Source organism: Paludibacterium yongneupense DSM 18731 (assembly GCF_000422925.1).
GTDB classification, from domain to species: Bacteria; Pseudomonadota; Gammaproteobacteria; order Burkholderiales; family Chromobacteriaceae; genus Paludibacterium; species Paludibacterium yongneupense.
Window position 1 is genome coordinate 344,478 of record NZ_AUGZ01000005.1, and the last position, 21,094, is coordinate 365,571.

General features: G+C 63.8%; 15 protein-coding genes and 2 pseudogenes. 12 read left to right on the forward strand and 5 right to left on the reverse strand.

All coding sequences use genetic code 11. From position 1 onward, the window contains the following. Positions 1 to 123: 123 nt before the first annotated feature. Positions 124 to 1,974, reverse strand: a pseudogene (locus G520_RS25650) (methyl-accepting chemotaxis protein); the annotation flags it as partial. Positions 1,975 to 3,020: 1,046 nt separating this feature from the next. Here G520_RS25650 and G520_RS0103990 point away from each other — a divergent pair. From G520_RS0103990 to G520_RS21485, 3 genes are all read left to right on the forward strand, one after another. Further along, entirely contained in the window at positions 3,021 to 4,658 is a 1,638-nt protein-coding gene (locus G520_RS0103990) for an NRAMP family divalent metal transporter (RefSeq protein ID WP_028534518.1), read from the forward strand. A gap of 134 nt (positions 4,659 to 4,792) precedes the next feature. Beyond that, positions 4,793 to 5,668, forward strand: coding sequence for an arsenic resistance N-acetyltransferase ArsN2 (gene arsN2 / locus G520_RS23860; RefSeq protein WP_084637457.1), 876 nt, complete (start codon positions 4,793 to 4,795; stop codon positions 5,666 to 5,668). Positions 5,669 to 5,673: 5 nt separating this feature from the next. Next, positions 5,674 to 6,201: a GNAT family N-acetyltransferase gene (locus G520_RS21485; protein ID WP_051228993.1), complete on the forward strand. Its 528-nt coding sequence runs from the start codon at positions 5,674 to 5,676 to the stop codon at positions 6,199 to 6,201. 3 nt (positions 6,202 to 6,204) lie between these two features. On the opposite strand, the gene hflX is transcribed toward G520_RS21485, so the two are convergent. Both hflX and G520_RS0104010 read right to left on the reverse strand, forming a co-directional pair. After that, the gene (gene hflX / locus G520_RS0104005) at positions 6,205 to 7,554 is read right to left on the reverse strand and encodes a GTPase HflX (RefSeq protein WP_028534520.1); all 1,350 of its coding nucleotides are present in this window, start codon (positions 7,552 to 7,554) and stop codon (positions 6,205 to 6,207) included. An 87-nt stretch (positions 7,555 to 7,641) separates the two neighbouring features. Continuing rightward, on the reverse strand, positions 7,642 to 8,634 hold the full coding sequence (locus G520_RS0104010; protein ID WP_211222751.1) for a GlxA family transcriptional regulator: 993 nt from the start codon (positions 8,632 to 8,634) through the stop codon (positions 7,642 to 7,644). Positions 8,635 to 8,762: 128 nt separating this feature from the next. Here G520_RS0104010 and G520_RS0104015 point away from each other — a divergent pair, with 128 nt between their 5' ends. Further along, positions 8,763 to 9,476: a DJ-1/PfpI family protein gene (locus tag G520_RS0104015; RefSeq protein ID WP_028534522.1), complete on the forward strand. Its 714-nt coding sequence runs from the start codon at positions 8,763 to 8,765 to the stop codon at positions 9,474 to 9,476. A gap of 136 nt (positions 9,477 to 9,612) precedes the next feature. Here the strand turns inward: G520_RS0104015 and G520_RS0104020 are convergent, their stop codons facing one another. Then, positions 9,613 to 11,712 (reverse strand): TonB-dependent siderophore receptor, encoded by a 2,100-nt coding sequence (locus G520_RS0104020; protein WP_028534523.1) that lies wholly within the window; start codon positions 11,710 to 11,712, stop codon positions 9,613 to 9,615. A 103-nt stretch (positions 11,713 to 11,815) separates the two neighbouring features. Between G520_RS0104020 and G520_RS21490 the strand changes: the two genes are divergently transcribed. The 8 genes and pseudogenes from G520_RS21490 to G520_RS25790 all read left to right on the forward strand — a co-directional run. Next, entirely contained in the window at positions 11,816 to 12,868 is a 1,053-nt protein-coding gene (locus G520_RS21490) for a PepSY-associated TM helix domain-containing protein (RefSeq protein ID WP_051228995.1), read from the forward strand. Positions 12,869 to 13,071: 203 nt separating this feature from the next. Then, positions 13,072 to 14,397, forward strand: a complete 1,326-nt coding sequence (locus tag G520_RS0104030; RefSeq protein WP_028534524.1) for an anaerobic C4-dicarboxylate transporter — start codon at positions 13,072 to 13,074, stop codon at positions 14,395 to 14,397. A 13-nt stretch (positions 14,398 to 14,410) separates the two neighbouring features. Further along, positions 14,411 to 16,189 (forward strand): fumarate reductase (quinol) flavoprotein subunit, encoded by a 1,779-nt coding sequence (gene frdA / locus G520_RS0104035; protein ID WP_028534525.1) that lies wholly within the window; start codon positions 14,411 to 14,413, stop codon positions 16,187 to 16,189. Further along, a complete protein-coding gene (locus G520_RS0104040) occupies positions 16,182 to 16,928 on the forward strand; it encodes a succinate dehydrogenase/fumarate reductase iron-sulfur subunit (protein WP_028534526.1) in 747 nt (248 codons plus the stop codon). The genes frdA and G520_RS0104040 overlap by 8 nt, the downstream gene beginning before the upstream one ends. Beyond that, positions 16,925 to 17,323: a fumarate reductase subunit C gene (locus G520_RS0104045; protein ID WP_028534527.1), complete on the forward strand. Its 399-nt coding sequence runs from the start codon at positions 16,925 to 16,927 to the stop codon at positions 17,321 to 17,323. Before G520_RS0104040 ends, G520_RS0104045 begins: the two co-directional genes overlap by 4 nt. Beyond that, positions 17,320 to 17,688 carry a fumarate reductase subunit FrdD gene (gene frdD / locus G520_RS0104050; protein ID WP_211222752.1) on the forward strand — a complete coding sequence of 123 codons (369 nt, stop codon included), beginning with the start codon at positions 17,320 to 17,322 and terminating at the stop codon, positions 17,686 to 17,688. Before G520_RS0104045 ends, frdD begins: the two co-directional genes overlap by 4 nt. 210 nt (positions 17,689 to 17,898) lie before the next feature. Beyond that, a complete protein-coding gene (locus G520_RS0104055; RefSeq protein WP_028534529.1) occupies positions 17,899 to 18,489 on the forward strand; it encodes an isochorismatase family protein in 591 nt (196 codons plus the stop codon). Between the two features lie 542 nt (positions 18,490 to 19,031). Next, a pseudogene (locus G520_RS25790) lies at positions 19,032 to 19,262 on the forward strand (LysR substrate-binding domain-containing protein); the annotation flags it as partial. A 172-nt stretch (positions 19,263 to 19,434) separates the two neighbouring features. On the opposite strand, the gene G520_RS0104060 reads toward G520_RS25790, so the two are convergent. Beyond that, positions 19,435 to 20,931: an aminotransferase-like domain-containing protein gene (locus G520_RS0104060; protein WP_282705160.1), complete on the reverse strand. Its 1,497-nt coding sequence runs from the start codon at positions 20,929 to 20,931 to the stop codon at positions 19,435 to 19,437. Positions 20,932 to 21,094: the final 163 nt, after the last annotated feature.

A 21,094-nucleotide genomic window follows, 5' to 3' on the forward strand; every position in this document is an offset into this window, starting at 1 on the left:
CGGCAGCGATGGCAAAGCCGGGGCCGCTCTCGCACCCGCCTATTTTTCCAGCGCGATGATGGTATCCAGCGCCAGATCGACCTTGCGCATACGCTCGTACAGATCTTCGGTGCTGCTCATCATGCCGTCGACCCGGCCCTGGCTTTGACGCGCGGTTTGCGCCAGATCGCGCAGCAGCCCGGTCACCAGCGCCATCTCCTGCGAGAAGCTGCCGACATGCTCGTTCATTACGCGCATCGCGCCGCCCACCAGATGCACCCCGCCCATCACGTTATCGACCGCACCCCCGGTAGAATCGAGGTTGGACTGCGTGTTATTGGCCAGCTTGCGAACCTCATCCGCCACCACGGCGAAACCGCGCCCGGCTTCGCCCGCGCGCGCGGCCTCGATCGCAGCGTTAAGCGCGAGCAAATTGGTCTGTTCGGCTATTTTCTTGATCATGAGCATGACCTCGCCGATTTGCTTGGCGTCTTTTTCCAGCGACACGATGCTGTCGCTGGCGCTGGCCGAGGTGCGGCTGCCTTCTTCCACCCGCACCGAAAACCGTTCGATCGACTGTTCGATTTCCAGCAGATGATCGACCAGCTCACCCGAGGCCTGCCGGAACACGGGCAGGTTGTCCATCAATTGGCTGGCGAAGCTCTTGTATCCCTGCAACTCGTCGATCACCTTGTTCTTCATGCGATCGATCCAGTGTGCACGCGACACTTCACGGATATAGAAATAACTCTTGAAGTTTGAGTAATGCACGGGAAAACGCGCCACAAAATCGTCGCGAAACTCTGCCGTGGCAGGGTAGAAGAAAATGGCCGTCAGGGTCTGATTGATATTCACCCCCAGCAACTCGCCAAACGATGAAAAGCCGGCGACCGGCGTCGTGCCATAGACATTGCTGCGCGGCAGGGATTCGGAATTATTCAGGCGCCGCAAAATACAGTCATTGAGCAAACCGCCGATCGCGACCGGCTTGCCCGCACTATAGCGTTCGAAATCCTGCCGGGTGCGATCGGCCATATTCTCCTGCTGCAACAAATGCAATTCTTCGCCAAAAGATAAATCGCACGCAAACTGCAGCAATCCACGCTGCGTATCCACCGCCAGCACCGAGCGCACAAATATTTCGTTTTTGATTTTGATGCCGAAACTGTAATGGGTGAGCTTGGCGGCCACCTGGTCTTCGCTGCAGGAAAAATGTCGGGCCAACACCTGGATGATGGGGCAGATCTGCCCGTCGCTGTCGAGGACGGACATCAACTGCCGCATCTCGGTACTGGCCTTGGCAATGGTAAACGAAGTCCCTGTTTCCTTGAAATTCTGCGATTTGAACACGCCGTAGCGGTAGGCCGGCGTGAACTTCATGAACACCAGCACCGCGTGACCGTCGCGCTGCGACTGGCCATCGTGCAAGCGGGTCATCGAGAAATCGAGCGGTCCGCCGGCCGAACCGCCGACAAACAGATAGGGAAATTTGTCTGACTCGTACACCGCTTCCATCAGGTAGCTTTCGCTATTCGACAAGCCGTCCACCAGGGTCAGCACAAAGCCCTCCTGGTAGGTCATGGCGAACGATGGATGGGCGCGCGACAGGGCATCCACCAGCCTGCGCACACGGTCGTCATGCGAGACGGTCGGGTTTCCGGCCTTGATGTCTTCGCAGCCAAGCGGCACGCTGGCGACGTGGACGTCGCTAAGGATGCGATGATCGAAAACCTGGAACACCAGGCTGTCCCATTTTCCTTCGGTCGGCAGATACAGCGCATCGCCGGGGGCGGTGGAACACAACTCGCCCGCAGTCGTGGTCAGTGCCAGTTTCGCGCCGGGGAACACGGCGGCGACCGTACGAGCGATCTGGTCGAGATTGGCCCCCGGGTTCACATAACCGAGAACCAGCTTTACTCCCTCGAGTTTCAGGGCACGCAAATCGCGTTCGACGTTGCCGCTATTGGTACGGACAACCTGCACGGGTCCGAGCACAGCGGCGCTCGCACGTTCAGAAATTTTAGTTTTTGCTTTTTTCGAAAAAAACATATGTCGTGCCCCCCATCCTGAGAACTAGCATTCTTTATTTGCGACATCACACAACCGTGTTTTTAATAATACTCCCCGATCAAGTACAAGAATATCCATACGATGCCCGCGCGCCTTGCCTGCCGGGCGCACAACTTAGTCTAGACAAATTCTATCGGTTAAACCGCGGATTTCATACACCCGGTCGTGGCGCGCGATATCGGCGAATACAGGGTGTGCCAGCATGAAACAGCGATGCCGGGCGCGAGGCGCTGGAATTCGCCCTGCCCGGGGCCGGTTCGGGTCGAGCAGCATACTCATGGGCGTCTGTCAACAAAAAGCCATTGACACTAAGCAACGTCGAGGCCTAAAATACCGGCATTCCATTACTGGGGCTGCTGCCTTGGACTGTCAGAGTCGTTACACAGACGGTTTTTCCGTATAAGCCAGGCAAGATCCCCAGCCCGTTTCACCGGCCGCCGACTTGCTCTGGGCAAGCGGTGCGCGTCGTAGTCCGTTTTATCACGCACCCCTGATTTGTGTTTATCGAACGGAATCGTTCGCGTCGCGTGTCGTCGCTCGACACGGCCGCCGCCGCGACCCGGTCTGTACGCCAGGCATGGCCGATTCCTGCACGCGCAGGAATCCGCCCCGGTTCGACCCCTATTGCAGCATTGATAAGAGGAAAGGCAAATCATGGACCCATGGCCCAGTATCTCGGTCACGCCGACGAGGATGGCACCGCCAGGTAGATAATATCGCAGTCGTTTCACCCTGCCCCGCCTGCCGCGTTTTACCGACATCCCCCCAGCGTGACCTTCCCCGGAAACATGACCCCAGCGGTCATCATTCCCGCATTCCCGTAACCATCGACATCCGCCGCTCCATGCAGGATGCCTGGATATCCGGTTTCAGCGCCCTTCCGGCGGCAAGAGACAAGAAATCCAAGCGCCCCACCGGCCGATCCGCATGACGGGAACCCACTTAAAACAGATTCGAGCAGGGGAAGTTCCATGTCCGACAACAAAGAAGCCGCCGTTCTCGATACGGCTCACATCGGCGATATCCGTGGTGCGCTCGGCACCATCCGCCACGACGACACCGCTCCGCGCAACGGCTGGCTCGCGCGCTTCAAAACCCTGATGGCGATTCTCGGTCCCGGCCTGATCGTCATGGTCGGCGACAACGACGCCGGCGCATTCAGCACCTACGGCCAGGCCGGACAAAACTACGGCACCTCGTTGCTGTGGACGCTCGCGCTGCTGATCCCGGTTCTGTACGTCAATCAGGAAATGGTGCTTCGGCTCGGCGCCGTCACCGGCGTCGGCCATGCCCGCCTGATCCTGGAGCGCTTCGGCAAGTTCTGGGGCGCATTCAGCGCCATCGATCTATTTATCCTCAACGCCCTGACCATCGTCACCGAGTTCATCGGCATCAGCCTGGGCATGGAATACCTCGGCGTTCCCAAGCTGTGGGGCGTCTGCCTGGCCGCGGTTTTCATCATGCTGTCTGCCAGCACCGGCGATTTTCGCCGTTTCGAGCGCTTCTCGCTGATTCTGGTTTTAGGCAGCCTGATTCTGGTGCCCATCCTGGTCATCGTTCACCCCCCGATGACACAGGTCGCGCATGACTTCCTGATACCGCAGATGCCGGCCCAGGGCCGCCTTTCCGACGTGATGCTGCTGATCATCGGGATTGTCGGCACGACGGTCGCCCCCTGGCAACTGTTCTTTCAGCAGAGCTACATCATCGACAAGCGCATCACGCCGCGCTTCATCAAGTATGAGCGTGCCGACCTGTGGCTGGGCATCGCGCTGGTCGTCGTCGGCGGCGTGGCCATGATAGCCTTCAGCGCCCAGGTCTTCATCGGGCATGCCGAATTCGGCAACTTCCGCGACGCAGGGGCGCTCGCCGCCGGTCTCGGCAAGTATTACGGCCGGCTGCCTGGCACGCTGTTCGCCATCGCACTGATCGACGCCTCCATCATCGGCGCCATGGCGGTGTCCTTATCGACGGCCTATGCACTGGGCGATGTCCTGAGCCTCAAGCACTCGCTGCACCGCAAGCCGACGGATGCTCCCGGCTTCTACGCCATGTACTGCGGGTTGATCGTTCTGGCGGCTGCGCTGGTGCTGATCCCGGGCGTGCCGCTGGGGCTGCTGACCAATGCGGTGCAGACACTGGCCGGAGTCCTGCTGCCGAGCGCGACCGTGTTCCTGCTGTTGCTGTGCAACGACAAGGCCGTACTCGGACCGTGGGTCAACAGCCGCCTGACCAACGTGCTGACCGGCGTGATCGTGGCCATCCTCGTGCTGCTTTCCATCGTTCTGACCGCCGCGGTCGCTTTCCCGGACATGTCGGGTGCGACCATCGTCGATATCCTGATCGGCGGCAGTGTGCTGGGCGCCATCGTCACCATCGCCATCAACGTGCTGCAGGCACGGCAGGAAGCGGACAGCGGGGTCGTGCCCCAGCCGGCGCCCAAGGTCGAGCTGCAGCAGATGTACAACTGGCGCATGCCGCCGCTGGCCGCGCTCAAGCCGATGTTCCTTTCGCAGCGCAATAAAACCTGGATGGCCGTGCTGCGCATCTACCTGCTCATCGCGATGGCCATGGTGATCTACAAGGTGATCATGCTCGCACTGGTCTGAGCCCCCTGCCTGGAGCGAGGACTGAACGCCAACGCCCGGCTCCGGGATTCCTGCACCGGCCATCTGGTTGTCATTGACAACCAGATGGCCGGAATCTTACCCTGCCCTCATATCCTTTCAAAAAGGGCCGTCCTGTGACGATACCTTCCACGGCGGGAGAAAGACTGCGCGAAGTGGCCCGTCTCTACGTACGCCAGCAACGGGCGTTCGGCCCGAGCCGCTCGCGCTGCGACGTATTGAATGAGATTCTGCGCCATGGCGCCCTGTCGCAACGACAACTGGCGCAGCAACTGGGACTGGACAAGGGTTGGGTCAGCCGCGCCGTCGAAGCGCTGGTGCGCGACGGCAGCATAGACAAGGCGCCGGACGCGCACGACCGCCGCAGCGTGGTCTTGCGTCTGAGCGATACCGGCCTCCGGCGCGCGCAAACGCTCAATGCGCAATTGAACCGGCATGCGGAACAGCTGTTGGCCTCGATTCCCGAGCCTCGTCATGCCCGTCTCCACGCCGCGCTCGGCGATCTGTTGCAAGCCTTGCTCGAGCTGCAGCCGGACAACAAGGCCACGCCTCGTCCCGTGCTGCGCATGGCACTCGCCACGGACTGGCCGCCGATCGAACGTCTGCTGCTCGAATGCGGGTTGCCTGTCGCCGGCGCGCACGAGCATATCGACACCTTCGCCGTAGCCGAGATGGACGGACAGATCGTAGCCTCAGCCGGACTCGAGTTCCATGACGACGTCGCGCTGCTGCGCTCGGTCGCCACCGGGCAAGCCTGGCGACGCCAGGGCCTGGCCGAAGCGCTGCTGCGCGAGCAGATGCGACGGGCACGGGCACGGTCAGCGAAAACGCTCTATCTGCTGACCACCACGGCGGAAGCGTTCTTTCTGCATCACGGGTTCGCACCATGCGAACGAACCGGGGCACCCGCCGCGCTCGAACGCTCGGCCGAGTTCCGCGGTGCGTGTCCGGCATCCGCTCTCCTGATGCAATACACACTGGAAACAGAGTGACAGCCATGCCTCTCATCATCCGGCCGATGCAGGCCGACGACTGGGGTGCGGTCGCGCGCATCTACCTTGCCGGCATCGCCGGCGGCAACGCCACCTTCCAGACCGAGGTTCCCGAATGGGTGCAGTGGGATGCCGCTCATCTCGCATCGTGCCGCCTGGTCGCACAGAAGGAAGAAAAAGTGTTGGCATGGGCGGCGCTCTCAGCCATATCCAGCCGCGAGGTCTACCGCGGCGTGGCCGAACTCAGCATCTATGTGGACCCGGCCGTCGCCGGCACGGGGATAGGGACAGCGCTGCTGATGCGCCTGATCGACGAATCGGAACGACAGGGCATCTGGACACTGCAGGCGGGGATATTTCCGGAGAACGCCGCCAGCCTGGCCCTGCACCGCAGGCAGGGCTTCCGGCAGGTCGGCCGGCGGGAAAAGCTCGCACAGTTGCATGGCATATGGCGCGACGTGCTGCTCGTGGAACGCCGCAGCCGCCAGCCCGCTGCGGCCGCGGCCCGCCACCCGACGGCCGCAGCGCGCTGAACGTCAGCGCAAGCGCTCGAAGCGCTCGCCCAGCTCCTTGAGCGTCGCCGGCTCTCCGCGAACGCTGAAGAAAGCGCCCTCTTCGTCGGAACGCTCGGCCAGAACTTCGCACAGGGTATAGATCTCGCCGCGCAACTGCTGCGCCGACCAGGGCAGAAACAGTTCGGCCTCTATCAGGTCCTGCTGGAAAAAGCCGACGATCGCCGTGCGCAAACCGGCGACCTCCTCCGGACGGCGCGCGCTCATCACGATGCAGGACGGGTAGCGGGCACGCAATGCCTCGGCGCATCCGGCTTGCGCCGCCTCGTCGCCCACGTGGTCTATCTTGTTGAACACGAGCAGACGCGGCACATCCTGGGCACCGATTTCCTCCAGGACCTTTTCGGTCACTTCAAGCTGGCGTTCGAAACCGCTGTCGCTCGCATCGATAACATGCAGCAACAGCGAGGCATCGAGCGCCTCGTCCAGTGTCGACTTGAACGAAGCGACCAGCCCGTGAGGCAGATTCTTGATGAATCCGACGGTATCGCTGACCAGGACCCGCGGCACGCTTTCCGGCTGCAAAACCCGCACGGTGGTATCCAGCGTGGCAAAAAGCTTGTTGGCGACCAGCACTTCGCTTCCGGTCAGCGCCCGCATCAGGGTCGACTTGCCGGCATTGGTATACCCCACCAGCGTCACGCAGGCCAGACCCTGCCGCTCCTGGCGCCGGGCACGCTGTGTCTTGCGCTCGGCCTCCATCGCCACGATTTCTTTCTGCAACTCGGCGATGCGGTCGCGGACCTTGCGCCGGTCGATTTCGGTGTGCGACTCGCCTGCGCCGCGCCCACCGGTGCCACTGCGCTGCCGTCCTTGCGGACCGGCGAGCTTGGCCGCTTCGCGCAGGCGCGGCGCCATATAGCCGAGGCGCGCGATCTCGACCTGCGCGCGCGCGGCACGCGAACGGGCATTGCGATGGAAAATCTCAAGAATGACCATCGTGCGGTCCATCACTTCGCAACCCACTTCTTTTTCAAGGTTGCGCGCCTGCGACGGCGATATCTCGTGATCGACCAACAGCACATCGATATAAGCGTCACGCTCCGACGCGTCCTCCGCCTCATCCTCACGCTCGCCGTCATGACCGTAACTCACGTAGCGGGCAAGCTCCTGCCGCTTGCCTATCCCCAGATAGGCGGTGGCATCGAAACTCGAGCGCTTCTGCATGAAGGTGCGCACGACCTCGAACCCCAGGGTTTTAGCCAGCTCGCGCAACTCGGTAACCGAGGCTTCGAACTCGACGTCGCTGACGTCCGGCAGCTGCACGGCCGCCACGACGGCGCGCAAGGGATTCTCTTTGACTTCTTTCTGCATGTAGGAATGGCTTCAATTGGGTGTCGAGGACAGATAGTAACCGCAAATCGCCGCCAAGCGGCCATTGAGTTCGCACTGTCGACGGCATCAGCGGCCTGCGGCGTCATGCGCCGCCGCCGCAAAACGCGCGCGGTAGGCTTGCGGCGAAACCGCCATCACGCGCAACAGGCTGCGGCGCATCGTTTCTTCGCTGCCAAAACCGCAACGCGCCGCGACACGCTTGATCGGCAATGTGCTGTCGCTCAACAACAGACGTGCGGCTTCGACCCGGATGCGCTCGACCGCGCGGGCCGGCGTCATGCCCGTCTGTACGCGATAGTGTCGGATGAAACTGCGCTCGCTCATCCCGGCACGGGCCGCCAATGCCGACAGCGACAGATCCGCCGTCAAATGGCCGGCGATCCAGGCGTGAAGGTCGGCGAAACGTTCGCCCTCCCCTTGCAAGGACAAGGTCGCGCTGAACTGCCCCTGACCACCGGGACGCTTGAGAAAGACGACCAGTTCGCGCGCCACATCGAGCGCCAGCTCGCGGCCGGCATCGGCCTCCACCAGCGCCAGCGCCAGATCGATGCCGGCCGTCACGCCAGCCGACGTCCAGACAGGGCCATCCTGGATGAAAATCGGATCGGGCTCGACACATACGGCCGGATACGCCTGCGCGAGCCGGGCGCAATGCGCCCAGTGAGTCGCCACCCGCCGTCCATCGAGGAGGCCGGCCGCCGCCAGCAGGAACGCGCCGGTGCAGACCGACGCGACCCGGCGCGACAAGGCGGCATGAGCGCGCATCCATGCCAGCAAGGCAGCATCGCCCGCCGCCGCCTGCACGCCGACGCCACCGGCCACGATCAAAGTATCCGAGCCTTGTCCGGCGGCCGCCAGCGGTTGCGCCAGCAAGGCAAGCCCGGCCGAAGACAGCACCGTCTCCGTCTGCGCAATCACTTGAATGGCGTAACAGGGCGGCAGGCCGCGCGCGCGCGCCAGCTCGTTGGCCGAAGCAAAGACTTGCAACGGCCCGGTCACGTCAAGCAATTGCACGTCGGGAAAGGCAAGTAGAGTGACGTTACGCGGAATGGCGGACATGGTGGCGTGATTCGAGGTCGTTATGGCATTAACGCCATAGCCTAGTCAGATATCGTTGAACCGTCCACCCCGCCGCGCGACAGGCGTCAGGCAGGGACATTCATTCACGCACCCCATCGAGGATAGCCATGCCGCTGCAAATCGGATTTCTTCTCTTTCCCCAGGTCCAGCAACTCGACCTGCTGGGCCCGTATGATGTACTGGCCGCCTTGCCCGGCGTCGAGCTGCATCTGATCTGGAAAACGCTTGCGCCGGTCGCCAGCAGCAGCGGTGTCGCACTGACGGCCGATGCCACGTATGCCAGCAGCCCCGCGCTCGACGTGATATGCGTCCCCGGCGGCGCCGGGATCGCCGATTTGATGAGCGACGAGGAGACCCTCGACTTCATCCGCCGCCAGGCCGCAGGCGCGCGTTTCGTGACCTCGGTCTGCACGGGGGCGCTGCTGCTCGGCGCAGCCGGTTTGCTGCGCGGACGGCGGGCGACCACGCACTGGGCCTTTCACGATTTGCTCGCTCTGCTCGGTGCCCTGCCGGTGCACGAACGGGTGGTCCGCGACGGCATGCTGATCACGGGCGGCGGGATCACCGCCGGCATCGATTTCGCGCTGGTTCTGGCCGCCGAGCTTGTCGGCGTGGAGGAGGCGCAGGCCGTGCAACTGGAGCTCGAATACGCCCCGGCGCCGCCGTTCGACGCTGGCAGCCCGCTGACGGCGGCGCCCGCCGTACTGGCGCTCGTCCGCCAGCGCAATGCCGCCAGCGTCGCGCAACGCCGCGACATTGCTCTGCGCGCCGCCGCCGCGCTGGACGGTCCCCTATCGTTCGCGGTGCGCGACGGCTCCTAGAGCGCAAGCCGGAAGCCGGCGGCTGCCGCGTGCGGGCCGGATTGCGCAGGCGCGCGGGGGCCGCGTCCCGGCAGACTCGGTGCACATCCCTGGAACCGGGCCGGCCCGGGTTTGGGCGCCCCGCGCGGGTACCCGTCTAGAACAACAGCCGCGCCTGCGTCGTCAGCTCGCGCGGCGTGCCGACATTGACTTGCAGGCTGCTGCCGCTGGTCGAGGTGTAGTAGGTGCTGTCCAGCAGATTCTTGATATTGGCCTGAATTTCCAGCACATGCCCTTGTACCCGGGTCTGCCAGCTCGCGAACAGATCGAACAGGGTATAGGGGTCGAGCGAAAAACTGTTCAGCGCATCGCCCTGGCGACGGCCGACGTAGCGCGCGCCACCGCCGAATCGCCAGCGATCGCCTCCCGCGCCGGGCATGGCATAACTGAGAAAGGTCGAAGCCGTGTGACGCGCAACGTTGAATGGCTGCTTGCCGACATAATCGGCCTCATCCTCCAGCACAACGGCGTCGGTCAGGGCATAACTGGCGATCAGGCTGAGCCGGCGCGTCAGGCGGCCACTGACATCCAGCTCCACCCCTTGCGACCTCACCCGGCCCACGGTGCGCGACACGTCGTTCTCCGTGACCAGCACGTTGCGTTTCACAATACGGTATACCGCCGCATTGGCGCTGAAGCGATCGTCCTCATACTTGATGCCGGCTTCATGCACCACGCCGCGTTCGGGCTCGAACGGCCCGCCCGTATCGACCGAACTGTTGGGCTTGAACGACTCGCTGTAATTGGCATAGAGCGAAACAGCCGGCGCGAGGCGGTAGACCACGCCCAGCTGCGGCAGCGCGACATTGCCCGACGCCCTCCCGGTCACGACATAGGGATTCCCGGAGCCATCCTCCTGACGGTAGTGCTGGTAGCGCAAGCCGCCGACCGCGATCCAGCGCTCGCCCAGATGAATCGAGTCCTTGCCCAGCACCGCCTGGCTGTCGATCACGGTACGGGTATTGCTTTTGCTCGCGCTGTAAATGGAGGGTTCGGCCAGCACGCCATACACCGGGTCGAAAACATTGAATCCGCCAGTCGATTTACCACGCAAGGCATCGCCCTTGGTCTCGCTGTCGCGCTCGATATCGAGCCCGAACAGGACCTCATGCCTAAGCCCCCACAGCCTGACATCGCCGAGCAGATTGCCTGTCGCCAGCAGATTGTTGTCGTTGAAATCGCGATTGCCATCGGCGCTGCGGGTCAGGATGCCGGTTTTCGCATTATACGAAACCGGACGCGCCTGATTGTCGTCATAGCGCAGACTGCTCCAGCCCAGATTCGCCTGCACGCGCCAGCTTGCGTCGAGATCATGCTCGATGCTGGCTGTGGCGCTCTGCGTCGTGCCATTGGCCTGGTTCCAGCTCTCGTCGAGCCGTCGCTCGCGCGGGATGGCGAGCGGCTTGCCATTGACGAACAGCGTGCCGCGATCGTAGGGAACGCTATAGCTCATGTACTCGTATGCCAGCCGGATGCGGGTCGCGCCGTCGCGCCAGGCCAGGGAGGGGGCGATCTGCCGGCGGCGGATCGTCCCGAAATTGCGCCAGTAGTCGCTGTTCTCGGCGGAAGCGAGAACGCGGTAGGCGAGACCGGTATCGGCTATCGGCCCGGTCACGTCGAAGCTGCCGCTGCCGCCGCCAAACGCGCTGCTGCCGAGGGTCACGCTCCCGGCCTGGGTGTACTCCGGCTTTTTAGTGATCACATTGATCACGCCGCCGGGTTCCTGGATGCCATATAGCAGCGACGCAGGTCCTTTCAAGACCTCGACATGGTCGGTGCTGACGCTGTAGTTGCGCGGCAGCGCCGAGCGGATGCCGTCGACCAGGATAGAACCGTCGTCGCGGCTGCCGAAGCCGCGGCGCATGAAGCTGTCCCAGGTATTGGCCAGGGTATTGCCCTGGGTGATGCCGCTGACATTGGCCAGCGCGTCGTCCAGCGTCGCGGCCTGCTGATCCTGCAGCACCTGGCGGCTGACCACATTCACCGCTTGCGGCGTCTCGATCAGGGGGGCCGAGGAACGTGTCGCGGTAGACGCCGAGCGGGCCTGGTAGCTTTCGTCATCCAGCGCCTCGGCGTTGACATTGACGACGGCGAGCTCACCGGCGCTTGTGCCGTCCGCGTCGGCCGGACTATCGGCAAAGGCGGGCAGGCAGCACGACAGGCCCAGTGCCAGCAGGGAAGGTTCAAGTAGTTTCATCGGGTCTTTCCATCAAAGTTCGATGCAAATGATAATGATAATGGTTATTATTATCAATTCAAAACTGAATGAAGAGCCAAACCGGACGATGATGAAACGATGGATGATGCTAGTGCACCGCTACCTGGGGCTGACCGCCGCCCTGGCGGCACTGGTCCTCGGACTGAGCGGCAGCCTGCTGCTGGGACCGGGGTTGGCGGCTTCGCCCGCCGCCAGGCCGGCGACAGCCGATTTCGATGCACTGCGCGCAAGCCTGCAGCGGCGCTATCCGGGCGCCGGGTTCGACCTCTACCCGGCCCGGCAGGCACATGGAACCCTGCCGGCCAGGGTCCGGCTGCGCGACGGAACGCAACGCTTGCGGATGGACATGCGCACGGCGGGCATCGTCGATGCCGATACCGGTGCAGAAGACAGGTGGGAGCTGCTGCGCCGCCTGCATACGGCATTCGCCCTCGGCGCGGCAGGGCGCAGCGCGACCGGTGTCGCAGGCTTCGCCCTGCTGCTGCTGGCGCTGAGCGGACTGGCCTGCTGGTGGCCGCGCGACTGGAGGCGCGCGTGGCGGCCACGGCGCGGGAACGCACGCCTGCGCACGGCCGACTGGCATCGCTGGGCCGGCGCATGGCTCTCACCGCTGCTGCTGGTCTCGGCGCTGACCGGCTCCACGCTGGCGTTTCCGGCCTTGTTCGCCACCGCACCGCGCAGCAGCGCCGCGCGAGCGCCGCAGCCATCGCCCGCACATCCCGACGGCAGCGCCGCGCCATCGTTGAACCGGCTGGCCGCCCTTGCCGCCGCCGCCATGCCGGGAGGCACGATAAGCGCACTGCGGGTCGGCGCCGACCCGCGCCAGCCGATCCGTATCCGCGTGCGCCTGCCGGGAGACGTTCATCCCAACGGCAACAGCGTGATCGATATCGACCCCGCAAGCGGCGCGATCATCCGCAGCATGCCTTACTACCGCCTCGGTCAAGCCGCCCGCGTCAAGGCCTGGTTCTACGCCGTGCATACGGGCAGCACAGGCGGTCGTCCCTGGCGCGCACTCATGTTTGCCACCGGACTCGGACTGGCCGCACTCGGCGCCAGCGGGGTCTGGCAGTGGGCCGCACGCCCCCGCAGGCGCAAGGCACATGCCGACGCGGGCGAATGCGGCAAAAGGTAAGCGACGGCGCAGCCTGCGGCGAGAGCGAAGGCAGGTTTCGCCAACTTCGGCATCACGCCATGTCAAAAGAGCATTACACTTAACATGCCAATGAAATAATAATGGGTATAGCCCGCGGCGCGGCAAGCAGCCCCGGACACTAGAACCGCCGGCGCGCGATCCGCCCCGCCCCGTCGCCCGGCCATCCCCCAAAGGGAGTCGTCATGCTGACATTCTGGGTTGAATTTGCTCTTGTCCTCACCGCCATCCTGATCGGCATCCGCCGCGGCGGGGTGGCGCTGGGGATGATAGGGGGACTAGGCGTCGCGGTCCTGACCTTCGTTTTCCGCGAAACGCCGGCCGAGCCTCCCATCACCGTCATGCTGATCATCCTGGCCGTGGTCACCGCATCGGCGACGCTGCAGGTCGCCGGCGGCCTGGACTTTCTGGTGCAACAGGCCGAGCGGCTGATGCGCCGCCATCCGCAGCAGATCACCCTGCTGGCGCCGCTGTCCACCTTCCTGCTGACCATGTGCGTCGGCACCGGCCACGCCGTCTATTCGCTATTGCCCGTCATCGCCGATGTCTCGCTCAAGACGAGAATCCGGCCCGAGCGGCCGATGGCGATCTCCAGCGTCGCCTCGCAGATGGGGATCACGGCCAGCCCCGCCGCCGCCGCGGTCACCACCCTGTTGGCGCTGACCTCCAAAAGCGCAAGCCCGGTCACGCTCGGGCAGATTCTCGCCGTCACCATCCCCGCCGGTCTGATCGGCGTAGTCGCCGCCGCCGCATGGAGCATGCGCCGCGGCGTCGAGCTCTACCGCGACCCGGAATTTCTGGAACGCATGAAAGACCCCGATTTCAAAGCCGCCATCGAAAAATCGGTGACCACGCTGGACAAGACTCTGCCGCGCATGGCCAAACTGTCGGTCGTCCTGTTTTTCTCGGGCATACTCGGCATCGTCCTGCTTGCGCTCAACCCGCACTGGCTGCCGCTGAGCAAAGGGCAACCGGTACCCATGACCACCGCGGTGCAGTTTGTGATGCTGTCGGCCGGCGCCTTCATTCTGTTCGCCGCCAACACCAAGGCCGCCGCCATCGCCCGCTCCGAAGTCTTTACCGCCGGCATGATAGCGGTGGTCTCGATTTTCGGTATCGCCTGGATGAGCGACACCTTCGTCAATGCCAATCAGCGCTTTCTGGTCGCGCACATCAAGACCATGGTCGAGTACGCGCCATGGACTTTTGCGCTGGCCATGTTCGCGGTCTCGGCCTTCGTCAAGAGCCAGGCGGCGACGCTGACCATCATGGTGCCGTTCGGGTTGGCGCTCGGTCTGTCACCGCACCAGCTGCTCAGCATCATGCCTTCGTGTTACGCCTATTTTTTCTTTGCCTTCTACCCGAGCGACCTCGCCGCGATCAATATGGATCGCAGCGGCACCACCCACATCGGCAAATACCTGTTGAATCACAGTTTCATGATTCCCGGGCTGATAGGCGTCGTGGTGTCGACGCTCGTGGCATACGGTCTGGCGCAGGTTTACTTCTAGACAAGGGTCCGCAGTGGAAACTTACCAAGCAGACATCGTCATCGTCGGAGCTGGCGGCGCCGGATTGCGCGCCGCCATTGCCGCCGCCCAATCCGATCCGCAACTGAACATCGCCCTGATCTCCAAAGTCTATCCGATGCGCAGCCACACCGTGGCGGCAGAAGGCGGATCGGCCGGCGTCAATCAGGCGCACGACAGTTTCGATTACCACTTCAACGATACCGTCTCTGGCGGCGACTGGCTGTGCGAACAGGACGTCGTCGACTATTTCGTCCGGCAATGCCCGGAAGAAATGGTGCAGATGGAGCACTGGGGCTGCCCGTGGAGCCGCAAGGCGGACGGGCACATCAATGTCCGCGCGTTCGGCGGCATGAAGATCGAGCGCACCTGGTTTGCGGCCGACAAAACCGGCTTCCACATGCTGCACACTTTGTTTCAGACCTCGCTGCAGTTTCCGTCGATCAAACGCTTCGACGAATACTTCTGCGCCGACCTCCTCGTCGACGAAGGCCGCGCCCAGGGCGTGCTTGCCATCGAGATCGCCAGCGGCGAATGCACCCTGATCGAAGCGCGTTCAGTGATCATGGCCACCGGCGGCGCGGGACGGGTCTTTCGCGAAAACACCAATGGCGGCATCGTCACCGGCGACGGGATGGCGCTGGCCTACCGCCACGGCGTGCCCCTGCGCGATATGGAATTCGTGCAATACCACCCGACCTGTATGCCGCGCACCGGACTGCTCTTCACTGAAGCCTGCCGCGGCGAAGGCGGTTTTCTGATCAACAAGGACGGCTACCGCTATTTGCAAGACTACGGCCTCGGCCCGGCCGAAGCCCAGCCGCGCAACAAGTTCATGGAACTGGGACCGCGCGACCGCCTGAGCCAGGCGTTCTGGTACGAGCAGCAGAAAGGGCGCACCATCGATGGCCCCCTCGGGTCGGTCGTCCATCTCGACCTGCGCCACCTCGGCGCCGCCGTGCTGCGCGAGCGCCTGCCGCTGATCTGCGAGCTGGCCGAAGACTTCCTCGGTGTCGATCCGGCGCGTGAGCCCATCCCGGTCCGGCCGGCCGTGCACTACACCATGGGCGGCATTCTGGTCGACGGCCGTTGCGCCTCTCCCCTGCCAGGCCTGTACGCGGCCGGCGAATGCTCGAGCGTCGGCATTCACGGCGCCAACCGCCTGGGCTCGAACTCGCTGGCCGAATTATGCGTATTCGGCAAAGTCGCCGGCATCGAAGCCGCCGCCTTCGCACGTGCCACGGCGCGCGGCAACAGCGCGGCCCTGCTCGCGCAGGCCGTCGCCACCGAAGCGAAACTGCGCGCCATGCTGAACCACGACGGCAGCGAACGCATCGCCGTCCTGCGCCGGGAGATGGCCGAAACGATGGAACAAGGCTGTGGCATCTACCGCCAGCACGACACCATGCAGCAATGCTGCGATACGCTGGCCCAACTCAAGGAACGCTTCAAGCAGGTCAACATCGAGGACAAGTCCAGCGTCTGGAACAGCGACTGGATGCTGGCCATCGAGCTTGGCTACCAGTTGGAAGTGGCGGAAGCGATGGCGCATTCGGCGCTGCAGCGCAAGGAATCGCGCGGCGCACATCAGCGCCTCGACGGCTTCGAACGACGCGACGACGAAAACTATCTCAAGCATTCGCTCGCTCTGCACCGGCCCGATGGCGCGCCCCGGATAGAGTATGGCGCGGTCAACATCACCAAATCGCAACCCGCCGTGCGCGCCTATGGCGCCGCCGGCCTCGCGGCCGAAAAGGAGAGCGGACATGACTGAGCAGATCATTCGCATGGAGGTCATGCGCTATCGACCCGAGCAGGATGAAGCCCCCTGGCTGCAATCCTTCGACGTCCCCTATAGCGATGATATGTCGGTGTTGCAGGGACTGAACTATATCAAGGACGAGCTGGACGAATCGCTGAGCTTTCGCTGGTCGTGCCGCATGGCCATTTGCGGCAGCTGCGGCATGATGGTCGACGGCGTGCCCAAGCTCGCGTGCAAGACCTTTCTGCGCGACTACCCCGGCACCGTCCGCGTGGAAGCGTTACACCACTTTCCGATCGAACGCGACCTCGTCGTCGTGCTCGACGACTTCATGGAAAAACTGGAACGCATCCAGCCCTACATCATCCCGCGTCAGGAGCAGGCGCTGTCGGAAGGCGAATACCTGCAGACGCCGACCCAGCTCGAACGCTACGCGCAGTTCAGTTCGTGCATCAACTGCCTGCTGTGCTATGCCGCCTGCCCGCAGTACGGCCTCGATTCCAGCTTTCTCGGTCCGGGCGCCATCGCCCTGCTGCATCGCTACAATATGGACTCGCGCGACGGCGCGAGCGAACAGAGGATGGAGCTCGTCGCGGCCGAAGAAGGCGTGTTCCATTGCACCGCCGTCGGCTACTGCTCGGAAGTCTGCCCCAAGCATGTCGACCCGGCCAATGCCGTGAACCTGAACAAGACCCGCGCCGCCGGCGATTATTTTCTGCGCTTCGCCAAACCCAAAGGGAGGTGCCAATGAACAAACGTCGCCCCTATGTCCGGCCGATGGAGGGCTGGTGGAGGAAGAACCCCTATTTCATCGAATATATGGTGCATGAAGGCACGGCGCTGTTTGTCGCCGCCTACGCTCTGGTACTGCTCATCGGGGTCGTGCGGCTCGCTCAGGGCGAAGCGGCATGGAAGGCCTGGCTGACGGCGCTGCAAAGTCCGCTGTCCGTGTTCGCCCATCTGATCCTGCTGCTCGCGATCGGCTATCACAGTTACACGTGGTTCAAGATCATGCCGCGCACCCTGCCCCCGCTCAGTCTGGGCGGCAAGCGCGTGCCGGGCGGCGCGATCACCGCCACGGGTCTGATCGCCGTCGCGCTCGCCAGCCTGGCGCTGCTGGCCCTCGCCTGGAGGATCTCCACATGAACCGTCCGTTGAAACGTTCCAACGCTCCCATCTTCTGGGGATTGTTCGGCGCAGGCGGCATGCTCGCCGCCCTGCTCGGGCCGATGCTCATCTTCATCACCGGCATCGCCGTACCGCTCGGGCTGCTGCTGCCGCGCAGCGCCATGAACTATGCCGCCATGCTCGCCTTTGCGCGCCATCCGCTGGGCAAGGGTTTCATCTTCATCGTGATAGCCTTGTTCTTGTGGCATGCCGCGCATCGCCTGTTCCACAGCCTGCACGATATCGGCATCCACGGCGGCACACTGGCCAAGCTGCTGACCTATGGCCTGGCCGCGGCCGGAACGGTGATCGCGGCGGGGGCCCTGCTGGCGACCGGGTTCTGACGCTGGCAGGGCGGGGGCGGCGGGCTTGAGCCGTGCCGTTCTTCACCACGGGGAGGACTGCGTCCTCCCCGTCGGCATGTCCCTGCGCGGAGGCACCGCTCGCTGAATCCGCCCCGCCGGTCCGCTTGACACGTCCGGCCCGCAGGCGGCACGATCGGCGAACTCGAAGCGACACGAACCGTAGCGCCCCCGCTCGAACTGGAGAACATCATGGCCGTCACCACCCTGGACCCCCGCAGCGCCCTCATTCTCATCGACCTGCAAAAAGGCATCGTCGCCTACCCCACCGCCCACCCCGCCGACGCGATCGTCCGTCATGCCCGCGCACTCGCCGACGCCTTCCGCGAGCAGGGCTTGCCGGTGGTGCTCGTCAACGTGGCAGGCGCCGCGCCCGGACGCTGCGAACAGCCGCGCAGCAGCGCGCCGCCGGCACCCGACTGGGCCGAACTGGTGCCTGAGCTGAACCCTCAGCCACAAGACCACCTCGTGACCAAGCGCACCTGGGGCGCATTCACCCATACCGACCTCGACAGCTATCTGAAGAGCCAAGGAATCACCCAGATCGTTCTCGCCGGCATCGCCACCAGCATCGGGGTCGAATCGACCGCCCGCCAGGCGCACGAGCGCGGCTACAATATCGCCCTGGCCCTCGATGCCATGACCGACATGAATGCCGATGCCCATCAGCACAGCATCAGCCGCATCTTCCCGCGCCTGGGCGAGACCGGCACGACGCAGGACATCATCGAATGGCTGCGACAGGCAGGGCGTGGCCCCTCCGCCCCGGCGGAGAGCGCCTGAGCCACGGCGATGCGTGCGGTCTGCGCCGCGCACGCTGGTAGCGCCACCTTCCTCAATCGCAGCAACGATGAGGCACAGCGAAATGGAATGCCCCGATCGAAGGCGATCCGAAAATCACCGCGCTAGCCGGCCAACGGATCTATCGGGGCGATGTCGGACAAACACCCTGCTTCCAGGGGTCGCATGCCACGCGAGCAGCGAGACCGGTCAGCACCATACCCATCATCCTGCGCTGTCCCATTGGCCATGTCGGCTACCCTATGGCAAGCGGATCGATGTCTGGGACACTTTCCAGAGCCAGGGACTAAGTCAATACACGGCCACGACCCGCGTAATGGATTGGGGGCGACATGATTGCAACCCTGAGCAATAGAGAAAAAGACAACCCCCTTCTCTATTGCTCAGACTCCGACGAATTTTATTTACTCTAGCTGCCAAGACCAATTCAAAGTCGTGAACTCGGCCCCTTGCCACGACTGGCTTCCTGAACAACTCCGCCATCGAAAAATCGAGCCGAAGCAGCGAACAGGTCACGCGATTCGCTGCGGCCGCGCGGCCGCCTCCGTGCAGACAATGGGGACGCGATCAGACAACTCGCCATCGACGGTCTGGGGGTTGCCTTTCTGTCTTCGGTGCTGGTGGCCGAGCCGCTCCGGGCCGGCCTGCTGCATCCGGTCCTGCCGCAATGGAGCGGGCGGGAAAGCGGCGTCTACGCGGTCTGCCCTCCCCCCGCTCCGTTCAGGCCGGCAGCGCGCACGCTGATCGATTTTCTACAGACCCGCTGGCAGAGGACGGCCGCGAGCCGGGTCCAGCCACGCCTTGAGGCGGTGAGTCCCTGCCCGATTCCGGCAGACCGGCCCGATCGCAGCAGCAGCCTGTATCAGGATCAGATTGGCCGCCCCGGCCATCCTCTCCCAGTGCCGCCCGGCAACAGGGCTGGGGGGATCAGCCGGGGTAAAGCGACTTTATCAGTGCGCCAAGGGTGGCGAGCGCCTGCTCGAAGTCGGCACTCCACGGCGAGCCGAAGTTTAGCCGGATACAGTTACGGTACTGGCGGCTGGCAGAAAAAATGGGGCCCGGCGCGATGCTGATGCCCTGCGCGGCAGCCAGCCGGTGCAATTGCAGCGTATCGAAACGGGCGGGGAACTCCACCCACAGAAAATACCCGCCTTTGGGACGGGAAACGCGGATATCGTCCGGAAAATGCCGGCGAATGGCTTCGTTCAGGCTAGACGACTGGGCTTCCAGCGCCTGCCGCAACTTGCGCAGATGCTTGTCGTAGCCCCCGGTTTGCAGATAATCCGCGATCGCGGCCTGTGCCGGCACGCTCGCGGAAAGCGTGGTCATCAATTTCAGCTGCTCGATTTCCTTGCCGAAACGTCCGGGCGCGACCCAGCCTATGCGATAGCCGGGAGCCAGACACTTGGAAAACGAGCTGCAGTGCATGACCAGCCCTTCTTTGTCGTAGGCCTTGGCCGGCAAGGGCCGCCTGTTGCCGAAATACAGCTCGGTATAGACATCGTCCTCGATCAGCGGAATGCCATGCCGCGCCAGCAGGCTCACCAGTGCCTGTTTGGCGCCATCGCTCATCGTCGTTCCCATCGGGTTTTGAAAACTGGTCATGAACCAGCATGCCTTGACCGGATGCTCGTGCAAGGCTCGTTCCAGGACGAGCAGATCGACCCCCTCCTGCGGATGCACCGGAATCTCGATCGCCTTCATCTTCAACCGTTCCAGCGCCTGCGCCGCCGCATAAAAGCCGGGGGACTCGATAGCGATCAGATCGCCGGGTTGTGCCACCGCGCTCAGGCAGAGATTCAGCGCTTCCAGTGCGCCGTTGGTGATGATGATCTGCTCGGGTGCCAACGGCATGCCCATGCCGAGGTAGCGTAGTGCAATCTGCTGCCTGAGTGCGGGATAGCCTGGCGGCAGACTCGCCACGGTATCCCAGGGATCGACGAAACGCGCCGAAGTCGCGAGCGATCTGGCCAGGCGCGGCAAGGGGAATAATTGCGGCGAAGGAAAGGCAGAGCCCAGCGGAAGGATGTTCGGGTCCTGAATGGCCCCCAGTACGGAAAAAACCAGCTGATTGATGTCCACCGCGCTCGACAGGTGCGGACGCGAAGCCGGCTCGGGTTCGCGCAGAGGCGCTTGCCCGCTGCCGGCCACGAAGTAGCCCGAGCGCTCATAGGCACGCACCAGTCCCAGATACTCGAGCCGGTAATAGGCCTGAAAGACCGTCGATGGACTGACGCCGTGCAATTGCTTGAGCTTGCGGATCGAAGGAAGCCGCGTGCCGGCAGCAAGCCTGCCATCCCGGATATCTGCGGCCAGCAGCTCGGCCAGCGCCTCATAGCGTTTCAAAGCCATCCCATCCCCCTCGATCTGATCCGCTAAATTATCGCCGTTCTGATTCTGTAATGTCAGGTTTTCCGTCTTCATACTCCATGAAGTCAAACACTCCGCCGGGGCGACGCCGGACGCTGCGATCCCGCGGCGCGGTCGTCGGCACGACCGCACGACGGACAGCACCGGCGCGCGCGGAGAAGAACGCAGACAGACGCCGTAGCGGGATTGCGTCGTCGCGGCGTCACAGGGAGGCCGC